The sequence below is a fragment of the Streptomyces jeddahensis genome (assembly GCF_001642995.1).
Lineage (GTDB): Bacteria > Actinomycetota > Actinomycetes > Streptomycetales > Streptomycetaceae > Streptomyces > Streptomyces jeddahensis.
In genome coordinates this window covers 25,064-50,939 of the sequence record NZ_LOHS01000194.1, presented here as the reverse complement: position 1 = coordinate 50,939, position 25,876 = coordinate 25,064, and the positions used below count along the sequence as shown (strand labels likewise).

The window sequence follows — 25,876 nt, the reverse complement described above, 5'->3', positions numbered from 1 at the left end:
GCACGGGAACGCGGAGAATTTCTGAGGCCCTGAGGTGAGTGGGGGCATAGGGGATGAAAGCCCTTCCCGTACGCCCCACCGGTGCTGGAACGTTCCTATTTCAGCTCCTATTTCAGCCGGAGTGGGACGCCGATGTCGGCAGGCGTGAAGTACTGGGCCTGCCGTGGATCGAGCCCTTCGCCGGTGCCGCGCAGTACCAGGAACTCGCCGCGCCGCTTCTCGTACAGCGGCAGGAAGACGATCACGTCGGAGCGCCCGTCGCCGTCGACGTCGAGCAGCGGCGGCTGATGGTCGAAGGCGTTCCAGTAGTGCGGGTTGGGGGTGCCGGGCAGGCCCTCGGTCGCCGCGTCGACGGACTGCTCACCCGTGGTGGACGGCACGCCCGCCGAGCCGCCCGGCAGGAGCGTGACCTTGCCGTCGTTCCTCCGGAAGCCCGGGGTGTTCACCACGACGTCGGGCCGCTTGTCGCCGTTGACGTCGCCGACGGCGGGCGATGAACCGAAGTCCGCTCGGCGCTCTCCGCCGATGACGGTCGCCTGCCGTCCCGTGCCGAGACCGGACGTGGCGCCGTACAGGATGGTCAGGGCCCCTCCGCCGCCGTCCGCCGGGGCCGTGGGCAGTTGTGTGGGCAGCAGCAGATCGTCGGTGCCGTCGCCGTCCGCGTCGCCCGTGGCCGGGACCCGTGGGCCGTCGGCCAGCGCAACGGCGCCGGCGATACGGGCCTCCCGGGCGCGGTCGCGTACGAGGCCCTGCTCGCCGCCCTCGTAGTACGCGACCGTGTGCAGGTCGGAGGGTGCGCTCTCGTCCTCCTCCGCGTCGAAGCCGTAGGTGAGGACGACGTCCGCACGGCCGTCGGCGTCGAAGTCGCCGGTGGTGGCGGTCGACGGAGCGGCGTAACCGTGCTGGCCGAGATCGAGTTCGGCCGTCCGCTGCGGTTTTCCCGAGCGGCCGAACGGTCCGTAGAGCAGACGCCCGTCGGTGGCCGGTGTGCCACCCATCGGCGGCCCGGAGCCACCGGTGCCGGCATCCAGCAGATCGGCCGAGCCGTCTCCGTCGAAATCCGCGACGGCGAGCGGGCGGGTGTCCTGGGGGACGTCGAGCGCTTGGGGCGTGTCCAGTCCCCGCGCCCCGCCGTACATCACGAACGTCTGCCGGCGCGGTGACGCGCCGTCCAATACCGACGGGCCGCGGCTGCCCACCAGGTCCGTGAAGCCGTCGCCGTCGAGGTCGGCGCGCAGGAGCGGCGTGGTGAACGACGCGCTGCCCGAACCTGCGGGGATGCGCACCGACCAGTCGGGGTTGAGGCCGTCCTTCGAGCCGTACACGACGATCAGGGTCGCCTTGGACCGGTTGCGGTCGCGGGAGGTGGCGCTGACGACCTGGACGTAGTCGTCGTAACCGTCGCCGTTGAAGTCGCCGGGGTCCGGGTCGGCGGCGGGCCTGCCGGGGGCCGGGGAGCCGCTCGGCTTCCCGGCGTCGCCTCCTCCGCTGCCGCCGTCATCTCCCCCGCCCCCGCCCCCGCTGCACGCGGTGAGCGCCATGGTGCAGCACAGGGTGACCGCGACGGCGGACTGCCAGGCCCCTCTGCGCGCCTCTGCGCGCCTCGACGTCATGCAGATCCCCCCAGCGTCCTGCTGTGCCCCAGCGTCATGCAGTGCCCTTGAACTCGGCGGTGGAGAACGTCACTTCCGGCTCGCCCACAACCAGCCCGCTCTTCCTCCCCGGAAACACCGCCACCGTATCCCTCGTCTCCCCGCGATACGTCCGCACGACGAGGTCGTCCCGCTTGTCCCCGTCGAAGTCGGCGACGGCGACGATCTGGGTGGAGCCTTGCGCCCTCGGTGTCACGGTGACCGCGGACGCCGCGGAAAGACCCTTCGGGCGCCCCTTGAAGATCTGCAACCGGTCGCCGTCGCCCACGACGAGTTCGCTGAGCCCGTCGCCGTCGAAGTCGCCGGAGGCGAGGGAGGCGCCAGGCCGCGAGAGGTTCCCGCGCAGGGTGCCGCCCGGCACGTCGTAGCGCAGGGCGATCCCGGTGCCGGAGCCGATCGCGGCGTCCGTGCCCCGGCCCTTGCCGAAACGGCCGAAGGCCACGGTGGAGCCCGCCGGGAACACGGCCCCCGTCCGGGTCGGGCCGGCCGGACCGCCGAGGACGAGGCTCGACGCCGATGCGTCGGCGGCGGTGGCGCGCACCAGCAGGTCGTCGTAGCCGTCGCGGTCGACGTCGACGGAGGGGCCGACGGAGGGTCCGACGGGGACGTTGCCGGGCGCGGCCAGCGGTGTGCCCGCGGCCCGCGGGGAGCCCTCGCGGCTGAACGGCCCCCGCAGATAACTGATCCGGCTGCCCGACGCGTGCACGACGAGGTCCTTGGCACCGTCCCCGTCGAAGTCGCCGCACACGGGCTGGTCGGGCCAGTCGTTGCCGAACCGGGCACGCGCGGGGATGCGCAGCTTCACCGCCTTTCCGGTCAGTCCCTTGGGCGAGCCGAAGAGGAGCTGCAACGGCACCGGCGGCTGCCCCTGACCGTCGTACGGCGGGTCGGTGGAGACCACGAGATCGGTGAAACCGTCCCCGTCGAGATCGCAGGAGGCCTCGGCGTCGAAGACGGCGGGCAGCTGCCCCTTGGTCGGCGCGGCGTACTCGGCCGGGCTCAGCAACTGACGTGCACCCGGCACGAGTCCCTGCCCCTGTCCCCGTCCCTGCCCGGAGCCCGCGTTCCCGCCGTACACGATCCCGATCCCCGGGTCGTCGCCGTGCAAGTCGTCCGCCCCCTTCACCAGGTCGTTGAGGACGAGATCACGGTGGCCGTCGCCGTTGAAGTCGTCGGCGACGCGGCTGCCCTTGCCGAGGGGGATGGGCAGGCGCGCAGCGGCCTTGCCCGGTGTGCTCACGGGCCGGTGCTTCGCGGCGGGCGGGCCGTGATGCGTGGCTGTGCCGCAGGCGGTGAGCAGCAGGCTGCAGCCGACGGTGGCGGCAGCGGCCCGCAGACCGGCGCGGGTACGGCGATGTCTCCTGCTCCCTGTGCTCGGAATGTGCACCACCCACCTCGAAGGCACCAGCGTCACGGACGACAACGATCGGCTCATGATGCTCTTGTTTCACTGACCACGTAAGGGCCCACGTCAGGGTGGGGACGCCGAAGGGCCGGGCCCCCAAGACGGGAACCCGGCCCTTCGCGTGCGTACGAACCTGTACGAACCCCGGCTACTTGACCGGCTCCGGCTCCGACTCGCTCTCCTCCTCGGCCTCACCGGCCGGGGGCTGGTTGTCGACGGGTGTCTTCACCGAGTCGAGCAGCAGCTGCGCCACGTCCACGACCTGCAGCGACTCCTTGGCCTGGCCATCGTTCTTCTTGCCGTTCACGGAGTCGGTGAGCATGACGAGGCAGAACGGGCAGGCGGTGGAGACGATGTCGGGGTTGAGGGACAGCGCCTCGTCCACGCGCTCGGTGTTGATGCGCTTGCCGATCCGCTCCTCCATCCACATCCGGGCGCCGCCGGCGCCGCAGCAGAAGCCGCGCTCCTTGTGGCGGTGCATCTCCTGCTGGCGCAGGCCGGGGACCTTGTCCATGATCTCGCGCGGCGGCGTGTAGACCTTGTTGTGGCGGCCCAGGTAGCAGGGGTCGTGGTAGGTGATCAGACCCTCGACCGGCGTGACCGGGATCAGCTTGCCCTCGTCGATGAGGTGCTGCAGCAGCTGCGTGTGGTGGATGACCTCGAACTCGCCGCCCAGCTGCGGGTACTCGTTCGCGATCGTGTTGAAGCAGTGCGGGCAGGTGGCGACGATCTTCTTCGCCGACTTCGGCTTCTTCGTCTCCGGGTCGTCGTCGTCCTCGCCGAACGCCATGTTCAGCATGGCCACGTTCTCCTGGCCGAGCTGCTGGAACAGCGGCTCGTTGCCCAGGCGGCGGGCCGAGTCACCGGTGCACTTCTCGTCGCCGCCCATGATCGCGAACTTGACGCCCGCGATGTGCAGCAGCTCCGCGAAGGCCTTGGTGGTCTTCTTGGCCCGGTCCTCCAGGGCGCCGGCGCAGCCGACCCAGTACAGGTAGTCGACCTCGCTGAGGTCCTCGATGTCCTTACCGACGACGGGAACCTCGAAGTCGACCTCCTTGGTCCACTCCAGGCGCTGCTTCTTCGCAAGCCCCCAGGGGTTGCCCTTCTTCTCCAGGTTCTTGAGCATCGTCCCGGCCTCGCTCGGGAAGGCGCTCTCGATCATGACCTGGTAGCGGCGCATGTCGACGATGTGGTCGACGTGCTCGATGTCCACCGGGCACTGCTCGACGCAGGCGCCGCAGGTGGTGCAGGACCACAGCACGTCCGGGTCGATGACGCCGTTCTCTTCGACGGTGCCGATCAGCGGGCGCTCGGCCTCGGCCAGCGCGGCGGCGGGCACCTCGGCGAGCTGCTCGGCCGTCGCCTTCTCCTCGCCCTCCATGGTCTTGCCGCCACCGGCCAGCAGGTACGGCGCCTTGGCGTGCGCGTGGTCGCGCAGCGACATGATCAGCAGCTTCGGCGAGAGCGGCTTGCCGGTGTTCCACGCCGGGCACTGCGACTGGCAGCGGCCGCACTCGGTGCAGGTGGAGAAGTCCAGCAGGCCCTTCCAGGAGAAGTGCTCGATCTGGCTGACGCCGTAGACGTCGTCGTCGCCCGGGTCCTCGAAGTCGATCGGCTTGCCGCCGGAGGTCATCGGCTGCAGCGCGCCGAGCGCCGTCTCGCCGGTCGCGTTCCGCTTGAACCAGATGTTCGGGAAGGCGAGGAAGCGGTGCCAGGCCACACCCATGTTGGTGTTGAGGGAGACCACGATCATCCACACGAAGGACGTGCCGATCTTGATCATCGCGGCCAGGTAGACCAGGTTCTGCAGCGCGCCGACCGACAGGCCCTTGAAGGCCAGGACCAGCGGATACGAGGCGAAGTACGCGGCCTCGTAATGCTCCACGTGGTGCAGCGCGCCCTCGAGGCCGCGCAGGACGTAGATGGCCAGGCCGATGGTGAGGATGACGTACTCGACGAAGTACGCCTGCCCGGCCTTGGAGCCCGCGAAGCGGGACTTGCGGCCGGCCCGCGACGGCAGGCTCAGCAGGCGGATCACCATCAGGACCGCGATGCCCAGGACGGTCATCACACCGATGAACTCGATGTACATCTCGAACGGCAGGAACCCGCCGATGACCGGCAGCGTCCAGTCGGCCTGGAAGAGCTGGCCGAACGCCTGGGCGAGGGTCGGGGGCAGGGTGAGGAAGCCGACGGCCACGAACCAGTGGGCGATGCCCACGATCCCCCAGCGGTTCATCCGCGTGTGGCCGAGGAACTCCTTCACCAGCGTCACGCTGCGCTGGTAGGGGTTGTCGGTCCGGCTGCCGGCGGGGACCGGCTGGCCCAGCTTGAAGTAGCGGACGAACTGACCGATGGCGCGTGCGAGCAGCGCAACGCCGACCACGGTCAGGACCAGCGACACGATGATCGCGGCGAGTTGCATTTAGGGGCTCCTCGGGCCTGCGAGGTGTGCTTCAGCGGAGTGCTTCAGCGGTCTGTCTTCGGATCTTCGGTGATTACTAAGCAGTAACTTATGCAGTCCGTCTGAGACTACCCAACATATGCCGCCGCGCTGTAGTCGCGCGTGCGGTGATCTGCGTCGCTGAGGATTGCCTTGCTAGCGGCGGACAGCGCCGTCCGGGGCCGTGGCCGGAGCCGGAAGTCCGCCGTCCGAGGGGATCCGGGCGACGCAGGCAATCTCGGAGAACAGGGTCGGCCGGGTGCGGGCGAGGAGCGTGCCCGTCCGGCGGCCGAGGATCCGGGGGCTCTGGAAGTACGGGTGGAACTCCACCTCCGTGTAACCGCACCGCCGAGTGAGCATCAGCGCCAGCGAGCGGTGCGTGAAGTAGTGCAGATGTCCCTCGTCGTGGAGGTCGGCGGCGGCCCCTCCGTAGGTGGTGAGGCCTTCGTTGGCGGAGGCGGTCGACGGGAAGCGTCCGGCGGCCAGCTTCAGCCGCCGGGTCCATTTCGCGATGTTGGGTGTGTCGATGTAGACGAAGCCACCCGGCTTGAGCAGTCCACGGATCTTGCGCATCGCTCCCAGCGGATCGATGAGGTGCTCGATCAGGGCGATCATCACCACTGCGTCGAAGGGGCCGTCGACCGTGGCGGTCGGCTGTTCCGCGTCGACCTGCGCGAAGCGCATCCGCGGGTCGGTGAGGGTGCGGCGCAGGCCCTCGAGGCGGGGTGTGGAGATGTCGCCGATCGTGTAGCCGCGGAACGGCACGCCGCCCGCACGCAGGCTCTCGGCCACCACTCCGTTGCCCGCGCCGAGCTCCAGGACGTCGGCGCCGTGGGGCAGCAGCCTGGCCAGAGTGGTGACGGCGGCGGCGCAGCGGTCCGCGGGGCGGGGGGCGCGGACCGGCAGGGGCTCCGGGGGCGGTGCCGTGCGCTCGGCCGCGTACTTGGCCTCGTAGTGCTGCACCAGGCGGGTGGGGATCACGGTGGCTCCTTTGCTCACTGGGTGGGCGATAACAGCGGAAATTCGGGCAACGAGAATTTAAGCAAGGGAAATTCATCAAATGAATCAGAGAGGGATGAAAACGACGCGGAACAACCTGGGCCACAGCTTCCCGGTGAGCAGGAACTGATCGGTGCCGGGGACGGCCGCGACACCGTTCAGGACGGCTCCGTGCTTCTTCTCCTCGGCGGGCAGCAGGCCCGCGGCATCGATCTCACCGGTCACCGCCCCGGTGGCGGCGTCGATGCGCACGATCCGGTCGGTGAACAGGACGTTGGCGTACACGGTGTTGCCGACGCATTCCAGCTCGTTGAGCCCCGACACCGGCCGACCACGGACCGTGACGGCGACCTCGCCCGTCTTCGCCAGCGTCGCCGGGTCCCGGAAGGTGAGGCGGGACGATCCGTTGCTCGACACCAGCCGGTCGTGTTCCCGCTGGTGGCACAGGCCCCAGCCGTCGTCCCGGTACGCGACCCGGCGCAGCTCGGCCAGCGTCCTGGCGTCGCGTTCGATCGCGACGCCGTTCTGCCAGGTGAGCTGCCACAGGGTCCGGCCGACGACGGTGATGCCCTCACCGAACAGAGGCGCGCGCATCATGACCCGGACCGTGGGGCTCTTGCCGGGCGGGCCCGCCCGGACCGAGGACCGCCCGACGATGCCGGTGCTCTCGTAGAGCGTGCCGCCCGCCATCTCCAGGCCCTGGGTGAACGCCTCGGGATCATGGGGCAGGACCTCGAGCACCTTGACGCCGAGCTGCTCGACGCCTTCCGGGTCGCGGGCCGGCGCGCCCGCCGTCCGGCTTCCGGCGTCGCGCTCCGCCGTACACGACGTGATCAGCGCTCCGGTGAGGACCGCCGCCATGGCGACGGGGGTAACCCGCACGTGGCGCCGGGCCGCGGGCCGACGCGGTGGCCGGGCCCGAACGTGGCGCCGGACCTGGTGCCGGCGCCGTGGCCGGACCCCGCCGCCCGTCAGGCCTGGCACGACGGCCCCGGCGGCAGCGTGGCCCGGAGCGGCGTCACGAGGGGCTGGCGCAGCACCGCGGGGGCGCGCTCGGCTCCCGGCTCCAGCAGGTGCAGCACCAGCGTGCGGCTCGATCGGGCCGGCAGCTCCAGGTCGAGGGTGTACACGGGATGACCGCGCTCCACGGCGGGGGACATCAGGACCGGGCGGCCGTCCAGGGTGGCCCTGGTCAGGCCGGCGCCCCTGCTGGCGTAGTAGGACACCAGGAGCCGGTTGTCGCCCGGCCGTGTGCGGTAGGGCGGGCTGTCGACGCGTTGGGTGACGTAGTGGGGGAGGCCCGAGGCCGGCGCCCGGTTGGCGAGGGTGATGGTCGCGGTGACCGACCGCCCGTCGGCGGTGCAGTGCCCCGGCGCCCAGGTCAGGCGGCGGTCGAGGTAGTAGTCCAGCTTGGTGCCGGCCGCGTTGTTCACGACGAGTCCGGCGAACGGGCCGGGTGTGTTCGGGAGTGCGCCGCCGAGCGGATGGGTTTCGAGCAGGCGTTGCTCGGCCCGGTGGGAGCTCCACATCTTGAGATGCCCGTCGCGCTGTGCGTCGTGGATCGCGGCGACCATGGCGGGGAGCAGGCGCGGGTCGTCCGCCGCGTCCATGAGCCGGGCGGCGGCCGCGCGGGCGGCGTCGAGGAAGAAGGCCTTGCGTTCGGCGGTGTCCCGGTAGGCCGCGTAACTGGCTCGCTCGGTGAGGTCCACCGCGTTGTCGGCCGTGAGAGCGGTCCCGTCGGGGAGACGGGCCGGTCCGGTGGCGCGCAGAAGCCGACTCAGGGCGCTGGGATCGAGAGCGGCGGCGCCGTCCACGCGCCGGCCGCTGTGCTCGCGCCACGCCGCCGTCCAGATACGTGCCGCATAGGGAAAGTGCGGGCTGAGATTCGAGTTGACCCAGACCTTGGTGGGAGCGTTGTTCCCGTACCGGGCTGTGTATTCGGCACCGAGGCTCACGTTCGCGCTGGCGTGTGCCAGCTCGGTGTCGTTCCCGAAGCGCTCGAAGCGCAGCCGGCCCTTGTCGGCCGTGACCGCGGCGAAGGCGCCCGGCAGCCCGCCGGTGCCGCGCGCCTCGGCCGTGTTCTGGAAGACCAGGAGATAGCGGCGTGTTCCATCCGCGCCCAGCATCGGCGGCAGCAGGCGGGCCGCGGCCGAGGCGTCGGTCGCCGCTGGGCTGAGACGGTTGAGTTGGCGGGACAGCTGCGTCCGGGCCCGGTCCGCGGCCGGAAGCCAGGTGGAACGGGGGAGAGCGCGGACCTCGGCCCGCACCTCGGCCGCGACGCGCGCGGCCCGGGCGAGCGCCGGGGCCTGCTCCCGCAGCGCGGAAAGGATCCGCGGAACGCCACCCTCGCGTGAGCCGGCCGTGAGCGCGGGGACGGTACGCACCAGCGGGGGCAGTACGTCGCCGGTCAGCCTGTCCGCGGCGTGTGCGGCGCCGCGGACCGTGCGGACGGGGCCGCCGAAGAAAGGCAGGTGAGCGGCGGGATACCAGGCCGGACCGGTGGTGAGGCGATGCGCTCGCGCGGCATGCGACGCCGCGGAACGCAGCGCCGCGTCCGGGGCGGGAGTCTGCACGGCGGCTGACGCGCCGCCGTCCGGTGCCGTTCGGCCGGCGACCGACTGCCGCAACCGGTCCAGGTCGCGCTGGGCCGCCAGCAGCTCGGCGCGGGCGAGCAGACCGGTGACGACGATCCAGGCCGCGCCCGTCAGGAGCACAGCCGCGGCAGCCGGCAGCAGGTGTCGTGCTGAAGGGCGGAAGCCACCGAGCCGTACGCGGCAGGCGTCCCGGGCACGCCCGGGACGCCTTGGGAAGCGTGGCAAGTGCATCCTGCGGTCTCCGTCATCGGCGCCCGCGCCGGCGCATGACCACCATGGTTCCGGCGCCTAGTGCGACCAGCCCTCCGGCTGCGGCGGACAGCATCAGCGTGGTGTCGTCGTCCGAACCCGTGTCCGCGAGATAGGGCGGCCTGTCCTTGCCGTGTCCCCCGCCTCCGGGAGCGCCCGGCCTCCCGGCGGACCCCCTCACGATGATGTTGGCCCGGAGGGTCAGGTCGGGATCGTGGGCGACGAGCTGGAAGGTGTGCCGGCCCGGTCTGATGTAGCTGGGGATGGTCACCGTCGCGGACACCGCGCCCTCGGCGTTGGCGTAGTACTCGCCGACGACCACCTCCCGCGAGAGGATCGACGCGATGACCTCCTGGCCGGCGGCGAAGCCCGTCGCGCTGAAGGTGAGCGTGCCTCCCGCGGTCACCGTGCTGGCGTTCAGGCCCAGACTCGGGGGCCCCGGCGGATACTGCGCGTGGGCGGTACCGGCCCCCACGAGCGGTGCGGCGACGAGAACGGCGGCGGTTGCTGCCGAGGCCAGAGCTGCCCGCCATCTCGACGAGGTCGTCATCTTCTCCACGCTCCCTCAACTGGGTCAGGCCCGGCGGCAGCGCAGGCCGTGACAGCAAGATCGGATACCTGCATAGATGGGACGCGGGCGGCTCGAGTAACGCGGACATCCCTCAGAACAACCGGATGGTGTAGCACTCGGTCCCCGATGGCGCAGGGGCGGCCCCTGCTTGTCCCTCGGATGCCTGCGATGGCCCGCCAGCAGGGTGGAGATCCCGCGGATTGCTCCCGTTGTCGGAGCGGCGGCAAATTGCAATATGTACCGAAACGTACCATCGCCTCGCATTGCTAACAGAGCGTCAGGGAGGCGAGTGTTGGCTGCCATCGATGCGGTGGTGACAGGGGCCGGAGGCTTCATCGGCGGTCATCTGACCCAGGCTCTGCTCGCCGAGGGCAGGACCGTGCGGGCGGTCGACCGCAAGCCGGTCGACGAGTGGTACCAGACCCACGACGGCGCTGAGAACATGGTCGCCGACGTCTCGTCGTACGACTCCTGCCTATGGGTCCTCGAAGGCGGCGCGAGCGAGGTCTACCATCTCGCGGCCGACATGGGCGGCATGGGGTTCATCGAGAACAACAAGGCCGCCTGCATGCTGTCCGTGCTGTCGAGCACGCACATGCTGCTTGCCGCCCGGGACATGGGAGTCGGCCGTTACTTCTACTCCTCCTCCGCCTGCGTGTACGCCGCGCACAAGCAGAGCGAGGCGTACGCACCCGCGCTGAGGGAGGAGGATGCGTACCCGGCGATGGCCGAGGACGGCTACGGCTGGGAGAAGCTCTTCAGCGAGCGCATGGCCCGCCACTTCCGCGAGGACTACGGTCTTGCCACCCGCGTCGCCCGCTACCACAACGTCTACGGCCCGTACGGCACCTGGACCGGCGGCCGCGAGAAGGCACCCGCCGCCGCGTGCCGCAAGGTCGCCCTCGCCGTCCTGACCGGCGCCCGCGAGGTGGAGATCTGGGGCGACGGCGAGCAGACTCGCAGCTTCACCTACATCGACGACTGCGTGGAGGGCACGCTGCGCCTGACGCGCAGCGAGCACGTCGATCCGGTCAACATCGGCTCGGACAGGCTGGTCTCCATCAACCAGCTGTACGCGATCGTCGAGCAGATCGCCGGGGTGCGGCTGAAGCACCGTCACATCCCGGGCCCGCTCGGCGTACGCGGCCGCAACAGCGACAACACCCGTATCCGCAAGGAGCTCGGCTGGGAGCCGGAGACATCTCTGCTCGACGGCCTGGAGATCACCTACCGCTGGGTCCACGACCAGCTGAAAGCACAGCTCGACAACCGTCCCTACCTGCGCTGATGCCCGCCCCTCCGCGGGTCGACGTGCTCGGCGTCGGCATCAGTGCGGTCGACCCGGACACGGCCCTCGACGAGATCGCCCACTGGGTCGAGACCCGCAGGCGCACCTACGTGTGCGTCACCGGCGTGCACGGCGTCATGGAGTGCCGGCGCGACCCCGTGCTCCGCCGGATCCACAACTCCTCCGGCCTGACCGTTCCCGACGGCATGCCCATGGTGTGGGCCGGCCGGCGGGCCGGGGCGACGTGGATGCGCCGTGTCTACGGGCCCGACCTGATGCTCGCCGTCCTCGAACGGGCCGCCGAGGAGGGCTGGTCGTCGTTCCTGTACGGCGGTGCCGAGGGGGTGCCGGAACTCCTCGGCGAGCGACTGGTGGGACGGATTCCGGGGCTGAAGATCGTGGGCGCGTACTCGCCGCCGTACCGGCCGCTGACGGCCGAGGAGTCGGCGGCGGCCGTCGCCACCATCAACGACTCCGGTGCCGATCTGGTCTGGGTCGGGTTGTCCACACCCAAGCAGGAGCTGTGGATGGGCGAGCACCGCGACCGTCTCGACGCGCCCGTCCTGCTCGGCGTCGGCGCCGCGTTCGACTTCCATGCGGGCCTCAAACCGCAGGCACCGGCATGGATGCAGCAGCGCGGCCTCGAGTGGGCGTACCGCCTGGCGAAGGAGCCGCGCAGGCTGTGGCGCCGCTATCTCCGGAACAACCCCGCCTATCTGGCGCGCGTCGCGCTGCGGCCTCCACGGCTTCAGGAACGCGCCCTCCAGGAGTGATCGACCATGGAAAGCCTCATGCGCGCCCGCCTGTACGGGCTCGTCAAGCGCACCCCTCTCGGCCCCTACGTGAACAACTGCCCGCCGATCAGGATCGGTCCCGAGCGGCTCTACGTATGGACCCATGTCCTGATGCGGACCCGCCACGTGACCGGCTCGGTCGTCGAGGTCGGCTGCTCGCTCGGCGGAACGGCGATGTGGAGCGACCGCATGCTGCGGCAGACCGGCGTCCACAAGCCGTACGTCGCGATCGACACCTTCAGCGGCTTCGTGCCCGAGCAGTTCGACGCGGACGTGGCCCTCGGCACGCCGCGTCGGCTCCGCAAGACCTTCGACTACATCTCGCTGCCCGCCGTGCGCCGTTCCGCGCGGAAGATGGGCGCCCCCGACATCAGGTTCGTCCAGGGTGATATCTGCCGCATGGACGCCGCGCGGCTTCCGCGGCAGATCTCGGCCTGCCTGGTGGACGTCGACCTCTCCAAGCCGGTGCACGCCGCGCTCACCAAGGTGTATCCGAGGCTCGCACCCGGCGGCGTGATCGTCGTCGACGACTGTCCCGAGGGCGACGACTACAAGGCGCGCGTCGGCTACCGGCGCTTCGTCGCCGAACACGGCCTCGAGGAGCGGTATGTCCTCGGCATGGGCGTGGTCACCGGACCGGCCGCCGACATCGACTTCGGCCGCTGAGCGCAATGAGGTCTCTGAGCGCATGAGGAGTCTGAGCGCATGAGGATCGCACTCGTCCACAGCTTCTACGCCTCCGGGCAGCCCAGCGGCGAGAACGAGGCCGTACTCGACCAGACGCGGGCGCTGCGCGCGGCGGGCCACGACGTGGAGCTGTTCGCCGCCCACACCGACGAGCTGGCCCGGGACCCCCTCTACCCGCTGCGGGCCGCCGTGCGCGTGGCGGCCGGGCGGGGTGCCGACCCCCTCCACCTGCTCCGCGCCTACGACCCGGACATCGTCCACGTCCACAACCTCTTCCCCAATTTCGGCAGGTCCTGGGTGAGGGACTGGGCCGGTCCCCTCGTCGCGACGCTGCACAACTACCGGTCGCTGTGCGCCGCCGGGACCCTCTACCGCCAGGGCGCGGAGTGCACCCGCTGCCTGGACGGCGAGCGGTGGGCGGGCCTGCGCCACGGCTGCTACCGGGACTCGCGGCTCGCGACGCTTCCCCTGGCCTGGGCGGGCCGGCACGGCGCCGCGGCGGATCCGCTGCTCGCCCGCGCCGACCGGCTCGTGGTGCTGTCCACGCTGAGCCTGCGTACGTATCTGCGCGCGGGAGTGGCGGCCGAACGCCTCGCGCTCGTACCCAACTTCGTCGAAGCACCGCTCCACCAGGACCCGCCCGGCGACACCGGCCGCTGGCTGGTCGCCGCCCGCCTCACGCCCGAGAAGGGCGTGCTCGAACTCCTCGGCCAATGGTCGGACGACCAGCCGCTGGACGTTGTCGGGGACGGCCCGCTCCTCGCGGCCTGCCGTGCCGCGGCTCCCGGGTCGGTGCGGTTCCTGGGCAGCCTTGACCGGTCCGAACTGCGCCGGCGGATGCCCTCCTGGCGCGGACTGGTCTTCTCCAGCCGGGTGTACGAGGGTGCGGTGCCGCTCGTCTACATCGAGTCCCTGGCCGCGGGCCTGCCGGTCCTCGCCTTCGACGGTTCTTCGGTGGCGGAGTCGGTGCGCGAGAGCGGCACGGGCCTCGTCGTGCGGTGGGGCCGTCCCTTTTCGCCCGTGCTGGCGGAGGCCGCAGCGCGGTTCCCCGCTCTGCGCGCCCACTGCCGCCAGATGTACGCGGACCACTTCGCCCAGAGGATCTGGACGGACCGGATGACCGCCTTGTACGCCGACCTGGCCGCCTCAACCGGAGCAGCGAAGAAGGCCGGTGTGAGGGAACCCGCATGACACATGTCACCGTGGTGCAGCCCTATCTCGCCCGCTACAGGGTGCCGTTCTTCGAACGCCTGGCGGCGGACCTCGCCTTGCGGGGCATCGACCTCACAGTGGCGCACGGCCGCCCCACCGGGGCACTCGCCGCCCGGGGCGACAGCTGTCGGCTGCCGGGTTCCGTCCAGCTGGCCCAGCGGGTGTTCCATATCGGCGGCCGGGAGCTGTTGTGGCGGCGGATCGGTGACCTTGCCCGGGGGGCCGACGTGCTGATCCTCGAACAGGCGCTGCGCAATCTGGAGAGTTACCCGTGGCTGGCGTGCCGTGGCGGACCCGCCGTCGCGCTCTTCGGCCACGGCCGCACGTACACCCGGCGTGCCGGGCCGCTGGCGCGTGCCGCGAAGTCCGCGCTCACCCGCAGGGCGGACTGGTTCTTCGCCTATACGGAACAGGGTGCGCGGCATGTCGCACGAGAGGGGTTCCCAGCCGATCGGATCACCGTCGTCGACAACGCCATCGACACCACGGCCCTGGCGGCGGCCGTCGACGCGGTCACCGAGGAGGAACTGGCGGCGTTCCGCCGCAGGCACGCACTCGAACCCGGTCGTACCGCCCTCTACCTCGGAGGGCTCGACGGCCCCAAACGGATTCCGTTCCTGCTGGCCGCGGCCGCGCACGCCGCTGAACGCCTGCCCGGTTTCCGGTTGTTGGTCGCGGGCGACGGAGAGGAGAGAGCGAGAGTGCGGGCGGCCCAGGCGGCAGGCCGCTGTGTGGTGTACCTGGGCCCGCTGTCGGGGCGGGCCAAGGCACTGGCGGGCGCGGCTTCGGACGTGCTGATGCTGCCCGGCCTGGTGGGGCTCGCCGCCGTGGACTCCTTCGCGCTGCGCTGTCCGCTGGTCGCGTCCCCGGACGCCGACCACGCTCCGGAGTTCGGCTACCTGGAGCACGGCCGCAACGCGCTGATCGTGCCGGGCGGCGCGCGGGCGTACGGGGAAGCCGTGGCCGGACTCCTCACCCGCCCGGCGCTGCTGGAGACACTGCGCCGGGCCTGCCGGAGCGATGCGGCCCGTTACACCGTCGAGGGCATGAGCGCCCGGTCTGTGGAAGGCATCGAGAGGTTGCTGGCGGCCCGTTGAAGGAGCAGCTCGGCGACGGAGCGATCGCGGAGCCCGGGTCGGCCCGGTCGGCAGGTGCAGGATCCGTCGGCGGTTGCTGTGCCGCCGGATGGGGGTCGGGTCTTCGGCGTCGAGTCGGCTACGGGATTCAGGCCGGTCGAGCGGCCGGTTGGTCTCAGCGGGCAGACGCTCGACCTTCATGCGCATCGTGCCGCGCGGCGCGAGAGGCTGCTGGACCGACAGAGGCCCGGCCTCCGGCCACCCGTGGTCGGCGGGTGGCGGCGACCTGGTGGCAGAGCTCGGCGTACTGCGCCACACTCCGCGCCATGCTGAACCGCTGCCCGGGCAAGGGCGCCCTGCCGCGGGACGCGCGAGCGAGGGCGTCCAGGAGCGCGGCGGGATCCACCTCGGTGAGGATGACCGAGGGCTCTGAGGGCGTCGCCAGGTCCCGCAGGCCGGGCGCATTCGCGAGGACCAGCGGCAGTCCGGTGGAGAGCGCCTCGATGGCGGCCACGCTGGAGCCCTCGTGCGTGGACGGCATGACGAAGACGTCGGCTGCGTGCAGCGCGTCCAGCGGGTGCACGCAGCCCAGGAACCGGACGCGTTCCCCGAGGCCGAGCTCGCGGGCGAGCTGCCGTTCGCCCTGGTCCGGCTTCTCCTGGCCGACGTGTACGTACACGAGGTCGTCCGGTGCGGAGGGGTCACCCATGGCCTGGAGGACGGCTTCGTGCCGCTTCTGCGGGGCGCAGTTGCCGACGCTCACCAGGGCGATGTGGTGGTCGGCGAGTCCCAGCGCGGACCTGGCGGCGGCACGCCGGCCGGGTGTGGGCGGCTCGAAGCAGCCGTCGCACCAGTTGTCGATGACCCGGGGGCGGGGGCCGAAACGGCGCTCCTCGTTGGCGGCCACGCTGGCGCTGACCGCCACGTGGGTCCAGGAACGGGCCCTGGCAGTGATACGCCGCTGCACGGCGCGTTCGAGGCGCAGGAGCCGTTCGAACTCGAAGACGTTGTGGACGGTCCGGACGACTCCGGCTCCGGCGGCGCGGGCGGCGGCGCCGAGCCAGAAGTTGGCCCACTCGGTGTGCAGATGCACGACGTCGTAGCGCTCTGAGCGGACGAGCTTCCGCAGGCCGTACAGCAGACGCCCACGGTTTCTGTCGCTCTCGTGCAGGATCCGGTAACCCGCGGCGCGCAGTTCGGCGGCGTAGGGGCCGGTGGAAGGACCAATGGCCAGGATGTCCGGGATGATCCCGTGCTCCCGCCATGCCGCTCCGGCGGAACGCAGCATGACCTCCGCTCCCGACGCCCGGAGTTCGGGAAAGACGTGCAGGACGCGCAGGGGACGTGGGGCGCTCGGGTGGGTCATCGGTCCTCCGGTCGTACGGCTTTCACGGCGGGCGAGGGGATGGGGGAACGCGGCGGACTCAGCGGGCGCCTCGCGTCGTCCCCCGTACGACGTGCCGGTACTGCCGCAGGTAGCGCGCGGCCGAGGCGGACACGGTGAACTCGCGTGCCCGCGCGAGTGCCGCCCGCCCGATCCGTTCCCGGCCGGCCGAGTCGAGAGCGAGGCCGAGGATTCCCCGGGCGATGTCCCGCGGCCTGCGTACGTCGACCAGAACGCCCGCGCGCCCGCCGTCCAGCAGCCACGGCACCGCCCCAGACCGGTGACCGCCCACGACGGGAAGTCCTCGCGCCATCGACTCCAGAACGGTCATGCCGAAGGACTCCTCGAGGGTGGGGGCCACGAACAGATCCGCGTCATCCAGGAGCACGGGTACGCGCTCGGCCGGTACCGGCCCGGCGAACACGATGCCGTCGGCCAGTCCGCGCGCCCGGGCCCAGGTCTCGGCAGGGCCGCCGGGCTCGTAGCCGTGGCCGGCCAGGGTCAGCCGGACTCCCGGTAGTTCGGCCCGTACGGAGGCGAACCCGGCGATCAGGGCGGCGCCGTTCTTGAGCCGGTCGAAGTCCGTGCTGATGGAAAGGACGCGATGGCCTGTGCCGCGGGTGGTACGGACGTCCGGGACGCAGAAGTCGTCCGGCACCCCGTTCGGCACGACGGCGGCCGCGCGGGGCACGAAGCGCGCCAGGGCCTGCCCGACGTACGGCGAGACCGCCGTCATGTGCCGTGCCCTGGCAACGCAGACACCCTGCATCGCCATGCGCATGGCCCGGTAGGCGTCGCGGCGTCGGCGGAGAACGGCGGGAGCCCAGTCGTGCACGGTGACCAGGACGGGATGGCGGGTCGCGAGGGCACCGAGAGCGAACTCGTAGGTCCAGTGAGCGTGCGCGAGGTCCACGTCGAGGGAGTCCAGGAGCGCGCTTACGGTGCGGCGCTCCGCGCGGAGCGCGTCCCGGGCGTAATGGCGTGTCCGGAAGCCGCCGACGACCACGTCGACCGGGCCGATCCGGCACCGTACGGGCTGCTCCACACCGCGGCTCAGGGTGACCACGGTGACCTCGTGGCCGCCGTGGGAGAACTCGGTGGCGAGGTGCGGGATGATCGAACTGCCGAGACCAGGCGGGAGCCCGGGTTCTGCCGCGGGGGCGAGGAGCCGGGCGAGCAGGGGGATGTCCGCGGGTCCCGCGAGTGCGATCCTCATGCGTTCTCCTGTGCTTTCCGCCCGAACTCGTGCTCTTTCCGCCCGAACTGGTGCTCCTTCCGCCTGAACACCGTCGGCAGCAGTCCTCGTTCGCGCGCGACCCGCACCGCGCACAGCCCCGTCCCGTACCGCAGGCAGCACAGCATCAGCACGCCCGCGGCCGTCAGTTGTGCGGTGAGCGTCGCCGTCGGCGGGCACGCACCCTCCAGCGAGCGTCCGATGGTCCACACCGCGCCCCACACCACGGCGGCGACCGCCGCGGCCTCCGCGTACGCCCTGGCCACCGCCCGCCGGGCGGCCGGGAACAGCCGGTTCAGCCAGCAGCAGTACAGGGCGTGCTCGGTGAGGCGTCCGACGAGTACGACCACCACCAGTCCGTACACCCCGCAGCCGAGGAACAGCGCGATGGCCGTTCCTGCCACGAGCACGGCCAGCTGCACCAGCTGGATGACGGCCTTGCCGCCCACCGCTCCCATGGCCTCCACCAGCACGGCCGGGAAGTGCACCACGAGGCTGAGTGCCGAGGCCAGGGCCAGCACCGGCACCAGCTCCGCGCTGCCCTGCCACTGGCCGCCGAGCAGCACCGCCACCAGCTGGTCGCCGCTCGCCGCGATGACCGCCGAGAGGGTGAGGAAGAGCAATGTGGTCAGCGCGGTGCAGTCGGCGTACACGGCGCCGAGCCGGCCGCTCTGGCCCTGGATGCGGCTGAAGGCGGGGAAGAGGACCTTGCTCGCTGCGCCCGACAGCTGCTCGAGCGGCAGCGCGGTCAGATACGCGGCACGGTTGTGGAGCCCCGCCGCCGTGGCGCCCGCGCAACGGCCGATGACGAAGCCGCCGAAGTTCGCGGTGAGGAACTCGAGGAATCCGTTGACCGAGACCGTGGCGCCGAAGCCGGCGACCCCGCGCATCGCCCGCAGGTCGAACAGCGGCTTCACCGGGTGCCTGACCAGCAGGTACGAGAGAAGAGCCGCCGACAGACTCTGGCCGAGGGCGGCATGGGCGAGGCTCCAGGCACCGCTGCCGAGGAGTGCGGACGTGAGGCCGATGCCGCAGTACCCGGCGGCGTACGAGACGAAGTCGACCAGGGCGACGGTGCGGTAGCGCATGCCGCGGCGGAGCAGCCCGTTCGCCACGGCGCCCAGAGCCGTGGTCAGCAGGGACAGCCCGAGGACGCGCGACAGGGACGTCAGTTCGGGGGATGCCTGGAGCAGGCGCGTGACATAGGGGGCGATGCACCAGAGGACCGTCACGCCGCCGGTGCCGGTGGCCATGGCCAGGGTGAACACGGCCCGGACGTCTCGCTGGGTAAGCGCCGGACGCTGCACCACGGCGGTGCTCAGGCCGCACCGGGCGAAGTGGTCGACGAGCCGCAGCGTCAGCCCGGCCATCGCCATGAGGCCGAAGTCCGCGGGCGAGAGGAGCCGTGCCATGGCGACCGTGTACGGGAGCTGGACGGCGAGTCCGGCCGCGGTGCCGAGGTACGTCCAGCGCATCCCCCGGACCGTGAGCGCGGTGAGGGGCGTCATGCGTGCACCCGGTCCCCGTCCCTGTCCTGGGTCTCCATCGCGGTGATCGCGTCCCATGGATCGGCGGGCGGTGCGGGCAGGCCGAGGATCGGGCCGAGCATGTGCAGCAGCGCGTTCCGTTCCGTGAGCCGGTCGCGGACCCACTCGTGCAGGGCGCGGCCCATGGCGTCGAGCGTGGCGTCGTCGGTGCCCAGCAGTTCCCGCGCCAGAGCGACGGCCTCGGCGGGCGAGTCGGCCAGCAGCAGCCCCTGATCACGGCCGGGTAGCCAGCCGACCGGGCCGGGCCGGGTGCCGATGTGCGGGCGGCCGGCGTACATGCTGATGGGCAGCCGGTCCGAGAACTCGCCGAGCCGGCCTGGGAAGTGGCTCCAGCTGAAGCTGAACCTCGCCCTGCGCAACGTGCTGACCTGCGCGTCGTACGGCAGTGGGCCGAGCGCCCCGCGGCCGCGCCATCCCGTGCCGTACACAGCCGTGCGGCAACCGGGCAGCCGGCGGACGCCCTGCACGGTACGGCGCCGCTCGCGTGCGCCCGCGACGCCCTCGTACAGGCCGAACCTCAGATAGAGACCGCCGATCTGCACGGCGTCGTGCACCGCTTCGGCGATGGGCGGGATGGGGGCCGGGGTGAGCAGCCGACCGGGGACCACGTTCGGGACGTAGCGCGGGGAGCGGCGGGTGAAGCGGCTCAGCACACGGCGCGTGGCGCCCAGTCCCGTGGCGCACACGGTGTCCGAGGCGCGGTACCAGACCAGGCGGTGGCTCCGCCTCGCCTTGTCCTCGCAGATCGCGTCGCCCTCCCAGAAGAGCGTGTGCGGCGAGCCCGCCCGGCGCAGCAGTGCGGCCAGGTAGTCGTCGGTCCACGGGAGGGAGCCGATGGGCTGGACGAACATCACGTCGGGCCGGATCTCCCCGGCCACATCGGCCAGTTCACGCAAGGCCCGGGCGGGGCCGTGCCGCAGCGCATCGGCGGACGGGGCGACCGCGTGGTGCCGGATGAGGCCCTCCTGGCAGAGAGCGGCGAATCCTCTGCCGAAGCTGACGTTGTGGTCCAGGACCCTGTCGTTGGTCACGTGAAGGACGGTGGGCGGCGCCATGGGAGGGGACCTCCAGTCAGACCGGTACGTGGGAGTTCTCTTGTCGGCCGGGACGCTGCACGAGGGCCGTCGCAGGGAGGGTCCGGACCGGGGGCGGTGGCGCCGCGCGCCCGGGCCGGCGCAGGCCCGTCTCTGCGGCGTACCGCAGCAGCAGGCCGATCAGCAGGCCGCCGGTGAGCCCCGGCGCATACGTGATCCAGAAGACGAGCTCGCCGAGCACCAGCAGCCACAGCAGCAGCCCGACGCTGTCCCGCCGCCCTACGCGGCACAGAGCGCACACCAGCAGGAGGGCGAGCGCGGCCAGCCCCACGAGCCCGATGCGCAGCAGCAGCTGCAGGTAGTAGTTGTGGGGCGACACGTCGATCACGGCGTGAGCGCTGCCGAGCCGCGCGAATCCGGTGCCGAAGGGCCGCCCCAGCAGCCAGTCCGGCAGGTCCCGCAGTTGTTCGAGGAGGCTGGCCCAGCCCGCCACGCGCCAGTTCATCGTGCGGTCGTCCGATGCCGACTGGGCCAGGGTCTCCATCAGCGCTAGTCCGTGCCCCAGCAGCACCACGACCGTGGCCACCGCGACGGCGGCGGCCGTTCCGGCCAGCGCGCGCAGCCGGTGCTGGGGCCGCAGCAGCAGCCAGCCGCCCACCATGACGAGGGCGCAGACCCATACGGACCGGTGTTGCAGAAGCACCATGACCAGCAGCAGAATCCCGGCGAGCAGCCGGGCGCACCGCCTGCCCAGAACGAGCATGATCAGCGCCGCCTGGCAGATCAGCAGTGCCGCGACGGCCGTGACCGGGCGGCCGTTGGCCAGCCGGCCGTCGATCAGCACCTGGCTGCTGTTCGAGCCGATCCCGTACCGCGACCAGCCGATCAGCGCCACCAGCGCGCTCAGCAGTGCGAGCCCGATCCACACACGGCGGAAGGCCGGCAGCAGGTCGAGCCCCGGGCGCGCCACCGCGACGTAGGCCGCGACCCCGAAGACATGGAGGAACGAGACACGCGCCTCGTTGCCGGCCGCCTGCAGACCGTGGGCGACCGCCCCGGCGGCCAGCGAGCCGAGGACCAGGAGCATCAGCACGGCGAGTGCCCCGAGCTCCGGCGTGCACGGCGGGCGCGGACCGCTGACCAGGGTGAACAGTGCCGCCGTCAGGGCGGCCAGGACGAGGATGTCCGCCGGCTGGGCGTCGATGCCCAGCGGGACGGACGGCGGCGCGCCGGCGACCACGCCCCATGCGGCCGTGCAACCGAACAGGCCGATGCCGAGGCCGGAACAGTGGATGTAGATGACGGTCAGTGCGCCGAAGACCAGCAGTCCGGCGCACGCCATGAAGAGTGTCTGCGGGGCCATGGTCACCAGCGCCGTCATCGCTCCGCCCGGTCGTGGCCACCGGTCAGTGCCCGCGCGGCCGTCAGCAGATACGGCGAGACCATCCACACCGGCGCCCAGGGCCACAGATGGCGGTTGCAGTACGACCACCAGGCGGCGAGGGGCAGTTCGCGCCGGGAAGTGACCCGGCGTAGCGCCTCGCGTACCCCGATGCCGGGCTCCCGTGAGCCCGTGCCCGGAGGGTTCGTGTCGCAGACACCCACGTGGCGCGGTGTGACATGGACCGGGATGCCCGCGCGGCGGGCGCGCAGCCCGTAGTCGTAGTCGCCCATCGAATGCCGGAAGCGGCGGTCGATGTCACCGAGCCTGTCGTATGCGGCGCGTGGCACGAGCACGACGTTGCCGTTGAAGGTGTCACACGGCTCGGGGCGCCCGGTCGGCTCGACGAGGGCGAAGTCGTGCGACCGCGGATGCCAGCGGGGGCGGGTACGCCGTCGGCCCGAGTACGTGGTGCGGGAGCCGTCGGATGCGCGCACCGCGCCGACCACCACGGCAGGTGCGGGCAGCCGGTCCGCCGTGGCCAGCAGTTCGGCGACCGCGTCGTCGTCGAGTGTCACGTCGTCGTTGAGCCACAACCGGTGAGTGCAGGGCGGCAGGTCGGGGCGGTCGCTGCTGTGGCCGGCCAGCCGCATCCCCTCGCCCCAGAAGACGTCCGTACCGACCGTCGTCACGTCGACGTCGGGAAAGCGCTCGGCGACCGCCCGGGCGGTGCCGTCGCTGCTGCCCGCGTCCACGAGATGCACGGAGAGCGCGGTGCCGGGCGGCAGGCCGCGCTGCCGGCGCAGTGCGGCCAGGGCGGTCAGGGTCTTCTCGCGCCTGTTGTGGGAGGTCATCAGAACGGCGATGCGGGCGGCTTCCAAAAGGGCTCCTAGTGTGCGCCCCGCGCGGTCAGCACCGCTGGGACCGTGCGGACGAGGATGGCCAGGTCCATGCCGATCGAGCGGTGCTCGACGTAGTGCAGGTCGAGCCTCACCATCTCCTCCCAGGGGAGTGCGGACCGGCCGCTGATCTGCCACAGGCCGGTCAGCCCGGGCGGTACGGACAGACGGGCGCGGGCACGGCCGGTGTAGCCGGAGTCCGCGAGCGGCAGCGGGCGGGGGCCGACCAGGGACATCTCGCCGCGCAACACGTTGACCAGCTGGGGGAGTTCGTCGAGCGAGAGCCGGCGTAGCAGCCGTCCGACGCGCGTGACCCTGGGGTCGTCGCGGAGCTTGAACAGATGGCCGTTCGTCTCGTTGCGCGCGGTCAGCTCGGACCGTTCGGTTTCCGCCCCGGCGTGCATGGTGCGGAACTTGAGCATCGTGAAGGGGCGTCCGTCGAGCCCGGCCCTCGTCTGCCGGAAGAGCACGCCGCCCGGTGAGGTGGTGGCGACAGCGAGGCAGATGACGCAGCTCAGAGGAGCTGCCAGCAGAAGCAGGGCGAGGCTGCCGACGATGTCGACCAGCCGCTTGATCACCATTGCGCCGCATCCGTTCGTGGGTATTTGGCACGTGTCATCACGAAAGGTCTGTTTTGCGGCTAGGACTCTCTCACGATGTCCGTGATTGATCGGCACGCCACGCGTGACCGGGCGGCAGAGGTAGTCCCAGAGGTCGAGAGGTAGCTGGCATGCGTGCCGTGGTGACTGGGGGAGCCGGGTTCATCGGTTCTCATGTGTGCGAGCGACTGCTGGAATCCGTCTGCGACGACGTCGTGTGCGTGGACAACTTCATCACCGGAGAGCCGGCCAACATCGCGCGTTTGACGGGGCGTGCGGGATTCCGGCTGCTGGTCTCCGACGTCGTCGACGGCCTGGAGATCGATGGCCCCGTCGACGCGGTACTGCACTTCGCGTCCCCCGCGTCGCCGGCCGACTACCTGCGCCATCCGCTGGCCACCCTGCGAGTCGGCGCGGAGGGCACCCGGCACGCACTGGAGCTGGCGGCCGCCCACGGCGCGCGCTTCGTGCTGGCCTCGACCTCCGAGGCGTACGGAGATCCGCAGGTGCATCCCCAGCCCGAGTCCTACTGGGGCAACGTCAACCCGGTGGGCCCCCGCAGCTGCTACGACGAGGCTAAACGCTACGCCGAGGCGCTGACGATGGCGTACCGGCGCTCGCTCGGCGTCGACGCCGGGATCGTCCGGATCTTCAACACCTTCGGTCCGCGGATGCGCCCGGGCGACGGCCGCGTGGTCCCCAACCTGATCAGGCAGGCGCTGGAGGAAGCCCCCATGACGGTCACCGGGGACGGCTCGCAGACCCGATCGCTGTGCTACGTGGACGACCTGGTCGACGGCGTGCTGCGGATGCTCGGCGCGTCCATTTCCGGACCGGTCAACCTGGGCAACCCACACGAGGTGACGATGCTCGAACTCGCGCACTGGATCCGGCGGCTGACCGGATCGCGCTCCGCCATCGTGCAGGTGCCGCTCCCCGAGGACGACCCCAGGCGGCGCCGTCCGGACATCGCGCTGGCCGCCGCCGAGCTGGGCTGGCAGCCGAGAACTCCGGTGGAGGAGGGGCTGCTGCGGACCATCGAGTGGTTTGCGGAACGGCGGAAAGGAGCGGGCGTGCTGGCGGAGGTGGCGGCGCCCGCAACTGCCCCGTCAGGGCTGGCGGTTTCATGACCGGTGGCCGGTCGTCCGGGGGAGCCGCCCGTCGGTTCCGGCCGCGCTGTCACGTGCCGTCCGCATGACGTGCCGTCGTTCGGGTGACTCCGGGGTTTGAAGTGCCCAAGTGCCTATCCTCTGCGGTGCACATCGGGAGCAAACCGGCCTACCCAGACCATCCGGCCGACCCAGACCATTTCTACAGCCCTGTGAGGGGTGCACGTTGGATCTCCGCGGATATCTCAAGGTTCTCGCCAGACGCTGGCCGACCGTCCTGGTCTGCCTGCTGCTCGGCATCGGGGCGGGCCAGGCCGCCAACGAGCTGATCAGACCCGTCTACGAGGCCCGCACTCAGCTCTTCGTCGCCACCAGGTCGGGTGTCGACACCGCTGAGCTCAACCAGGGCCAGAGCTTCTCGCAGGCCCGGGTCCAGTCGTACGCGGCGATCGTGGCCACCCGCCAGGTGACCGAACCAGTGGTGCGCGAGCTCGGGCTGCCGACCACACCGGAACAGCTGGCGTCCAAGATCTCGGCGAACGTCCCGCTCAACACCGTGCTCATCAACATCACGGTCCGCGACGCGTCCCCGTCGCGTGCGGCCCGTATCGCCAACGCCGTGGCGGTGCGCTTCAGCGCCGTCGTCGAGCAGCTGGAGACGCCGAAGCAGGCGGCGGAGCCCGCACCCGCGCCGTCCCCTGCCGGCCCGGCCCCCGAAGCCGCGGCTCCTCCGGCCGCCGTGTCGCCCGTCTCGCTCGGCATCACCCAGCAGGCCACGGCGCCCAGCGTCCCCGTCTCGCCTCGGCACCTGCTGAACCTGGCCGCCGGGCTGCTCGCCGGGCTGCTGCTCGGTGCCGCGCTCGTCATCCTGCGCGAGACGCTCGACACCACCCTCAAGACCAGCGAGGCGCTGAGCGAGCTCACCCGGCTGCCGGTCCTCGGTTCCATCCCGTTCGACAAGGACGCGGCGAAGCAGCCGCTGGCCACCGGTGCCGCCAAGCACTCGACCCGCGCGGAGGCGTTCCGCAAACTGCGCACGAACCTGCAGTTCGCGCAGGTCGACGACCGGCCGAGGGTGATCGTCGTGACCAGCCCGGTGCCCGGCGAGGGCAAGACGAACACCGCGGCGAACCTGGCGCTCTCACTCGCCGAAGCGGGCATCGTGACGTGCCTGGTGGACGCCGACCTCCGCAGGCCGTCCGTGGCACGCACCTTCGGTCTGGTGCAGAACGCCGGGCTGACCACCGTGCTCATCGGACAGGCGCGCATCGAGGACGTGATGCAGCAGGCGGGCAGCCGCCTGTCGGTGCTCACCAGCGGCGCGGTGCCGCCGAACCCGACGGAGCTGCTCTCGTCGGACCGGATGGGCGAGGTGCTGCGTGAACTCGCGGGCCGCTACGAGGCGGTGATCGTCGACACCGCTCCGCTGCTGCCGGTCGCCGACACCGTCGGTCTGGCCCCGCTCGCCCAGGGCGCGCTGCTCGTCGTACGCGCCTCGAAGACCGGCCGCGACCAGGTCCGTTCGGCCGCCGAAGCGCTCAGCCGGGTGGGCGTACGCACCCTCGGCACCGTCTTCAGCATGGCCCCGCTCAACAAGGGCAAGGGCTACGGCGCCTACGGCAGTTACGGCGATCTGCCCGCGCCCCGCCCGTCCGGCCGCCGCAAGGAGGCCGCCGAGCCCGCCCTGACCCACCTCGCGGGCGACAAGTGACCGGGGTG

The 25,876-nt window shown here is 71.5% G+C and carries 21 protein-coding genes; 7 read left to right on the top strand and 14 right to left on the bottom strand.

Annotated elements, in window-relative coordinates; all coding sequences use genetic code 11:
- Window positions 1–107 precede the first annotated feature (107 nt).
- From STSP_RS34710 to STSP_RS34680, 7 genes are all read right to left on the bottom strand, one after another.
- Window positions 108–1,613: an FG-GAP repeat protein gene (locus STSP_RS34710; RefSeq protein WP_067285016.1), complete on the bottom strand. Its 1,506-nt coding sequence runs from the start codon at window positions 1,611–1,613 to the stop codon at window positions 108–110.
- A gap of 34 nt (window positions 1,614–1,647) precedes the next feature.
- Window positions 1,648–3,039 (bottom strand): FG-GAP repeat domain-containing protein, encoded by a 1,392-nt coding sequence (locus STSP_RS34705; RefSeq protein ID WP_408646399.1) that lies wholly within the window; start codon window positions 3,037–3,039, stop codon window positions 1,648–1,650.
- Between the two features lie 166 nt (window positions 3,040–3,205).
- Window positions 3,206–5,482 carry a (Fe-S)-binding protein gene (locus tag STSP_RS34700; protein WP_067285015.1) on the bottom strand — a complete coding sequence of 759 codons (2,277 nt, stop codon included), beginning with the start codon at window positions 5,480–5,482 and terminating at the stop codon, window positions 3,206–3,208.
- 174 nt (window positions 5,483–5,656) lie between these two features.
- Complete coding sequence (locus tag STSP_RS34695; RefSeq protein ID WP_067285014.1) at window positions 5,657–6,481, bottom strand: class I SAM-dependent methyltransferase; 825 nt, start codon at window positions 6,479–6,481, stop codon at window positions 5,657–5,659.
- Between the two features lie 84 nt (window positions 6,482–6,565).
- Window positions 6,566–7,360: a glutaminyl-peptide cyclotransferase gene (locus STSP_RS34690; RefSeq protein WP_067285013.1), complete on the bottom strand. Its 795-nt coding sequence runs from the start codon at window positions 7,358–7,360 to the stop codon at window positions 6,566–6,568.
- 110 nt (window positions 7,361–7,470) lie between these two features.
- Window positions 7,471–9,213: a DUF4012 domain-containing protein gene (locus tag STSP_RS34685; RefSeq protein ID WP_067285012.1), complete on the bottom strand. Its 1,743-nt coding sequence runs from the start codon at window positions 9,211–9,213 to the stop codon at window positions 7,471–7,473.
- A 124-nt stretch (window positions 9,214–9,337) separates the two neighbouring features.
- Window positions 9,338–9,892, bottom strand: coding sequence for a hypothetical protein (locus tag STSP_RS34680; protein WP_157902978.1), 555 nt, complete (start codon window positions 9,890–9,892; stop codon window positions 9,338–9,340).
- 313 nt (window positions 9,893–10,205) lie between these two features.
- On the opposite strand from STSP_RS34680, the gene STSP_RS34675 reads away from it, so the two are divergent.
- From STSP_RS34675 to STSP_RS34655, 5 genes are read left to right on the top strand one after another with little or no spacing between them, the layout of a single operon-like run.
- On the top strand, window positions 10,206–11,201 hold the full coding sequence (locus tag STSP_RS34675) for an NAD-dependent epimerase/dehydratase family protein (RefSeq protein WP_067285010.1): 996 nt from the start codon (window positions 10,206–10,208) through the stop codon (window positions 11,199–11,201).
- Complete coding sequence (locus tag STSP_RS34670) at window positions 11,201–11,974, top strand: WecB/TagA/CpsF family glycosyltransferase (RefSeq protein ID WP_067285009.1); 774 nt, start codon at window positions 11,201–11,203, stop codon at window positions 11,972–11,974. The genes STSP_RS34675 and STSP_RS34670 overlap by 1 nt, the downstream gene beginning before the upstream one ends.
- Window positions 11,975–11,980: 6 nt before the next feature.
- The gene (locus tag STSP_RS34665) at window positions 11,981–12,661 is read left to right on the top strand and encodes a TylF/MycF/NovP-related O-methyltransferase (protein WP_067285008.1); all 681 of its coding nucleotides are present in this window, start codon (window positions 11,981–11,983) and stop codon (window positions 12,659–12,661) included.
- 39 nt (window positions 12,662–12,700) lie between these two features.
- The gene (locus STSP_RS34660) at window positions 12,701–13,873 is read left to right on the top strand and encodes a glycosyltransferase family 4 protein (protein WP_067285007.1); all 1,173 of its coding nucleotides are present in this window, start codon (window positions 12,701–12,703) and stop codon (window positions 13,871–13,873) included.
- Entirely contained in the window at window positions 13,870–14,991 is a 1,122-nt protein-coding gene (locus tag STSP_RS34655; protein WP_232789912.1) for a glycosyltransferase family 4 protein, read from the top strand. Before STSP_RS34660 ends, STSP_RS34655 begins: the two co-directional genes overlap by 4 nt.
- Before the next feature lie 154 nt (window positions 14,992–15,145).
- Here STSP_RS34655 and STSP_RS34650 read toward each other — a convergent pair whose 3' ends face one another.
- Genes STSP_RS34650 through STSP_RS34620 form a run of 7 tightly spaced genes read right to left on the bottom strand, consistent with a single transcriptional unit; the run spans window position 15,146 to window position 23,030 of the window.
- On the bottom strand, window positions 15,146–16,336 hold the full coding sequence (locus STSP_RS34650) for a glycosyltransferase (protein WP_067285006.1): 1,191 nt from the start codon (window positions 16,334–16,336) through the stop codon (window positions 15,146–15,148).
- A gap of 58 nt (window positions 16,337–16,394) precedes the next feature.
- A complete protein-coding gene (locus tag STSP_RS34645) occupies window positions 16,395–17,570 on the bottom strand; it encodes a glycosyltransferase family 4 protein (protein WP_067285005.1) in 1,176 nt (391 codons plus the stop codon).
- Window positions 17,567–19,096 (bottom strand): oligosaccharide flippase family protein, encoded by a 1,530-nt coding sequence (locus STSP_RS34640; protein WP_067285004.1) that lies wholly within the window; start codon window positions 19,094–19,096, stop codon window positions 17,567–17,569. Before STSP_RS34640 ends, STSP_RS34645 begins: the two co-directional genes overlap by 4 nt.
- A complete protein-coding gene (locus STSP_RS34635) occupies window positions 19,093–20,166 on the bottom strand; it encodes a glycosyltransferase family protein (RefSeq protein WP_157902977.1) in 1,074 nt (357 codons plus the stop codon). The genes STSP_RS34640 and STSP_RS34635 overlap by 4 nt, the downstream gene beginning before the upstream one ends.
- 40 nt (window positions 20,167–20,206) lie before the next feature.
- A complete protein-coding gene (locus STSP_RS34630; protein ID WP_067285002.1) occupies window positions 20,207–21,550 on the bottom strand; it encodes an O-antigen ligase family protein in 1,344 nt (447 codons plus the stop codon).
- The gene (locus STSP_RS34625) at window positions 21,547–22,431 is read right to left on the bottom strand and encodes a glycosyltransferase family 2 protein (RefSeq protein WP_067285001.1); all 885 of its coding nucleotides are present in this window, start codon (window positions 22,429–22,431) and stop codon (window positions 21,547–21,549) included. Before STSP_RS34625 ends, STSP_RS34630 begins: the two co-directional genes overlap by 4 nt.
- A gap of 8 nt (window positions 22,432–22,439) precedes the next feature.
- Window positions 22,440–23,030: a sugar transferase gene (locus STSP_RS34620; protein WP_067285000.1), complete on the bottom strand. Its 591-nt coding sequence runs from the start codon at window positions 23,028–23,030 to the stop codon at window positions 22,440–22,442.
- Between the two features lie 149 nt (window positions 23,031–23,179).
- Between STSP_RS34620 and STSP_RS34615 the strand changes: the two genes are divergently transcribed.
- Window positions 23,180–24,178 carry a UDP-glucuronic acid decarboxylase family protein gene (locus STSP_RS34615; protein WP_067284999.1) on the top strand — a complete coding sequence of 333 codons (999 nt, stop codon included), beginning with the start codon at window positions 23,180–23,182 and terminating at the stop codon, window positions 24,176–24,178.
- A gap of 205 nt (window positions 24,179–24,383) precedes the next feature.
- Window positions 24,384–25,868, top strand: a complete 1,485-nt coding sequence (locus tag STSP_RS34610) for a polysaccharide biosynthesis tyrosine autokinase (RefSeq protein ID WP_067284998.1) — start codon at window positions 24,384–24,386, stop codon at window positions 25,866–25,868.
- Window positions 25,869–25,876 lie beyond the last annotated feature (8 nt).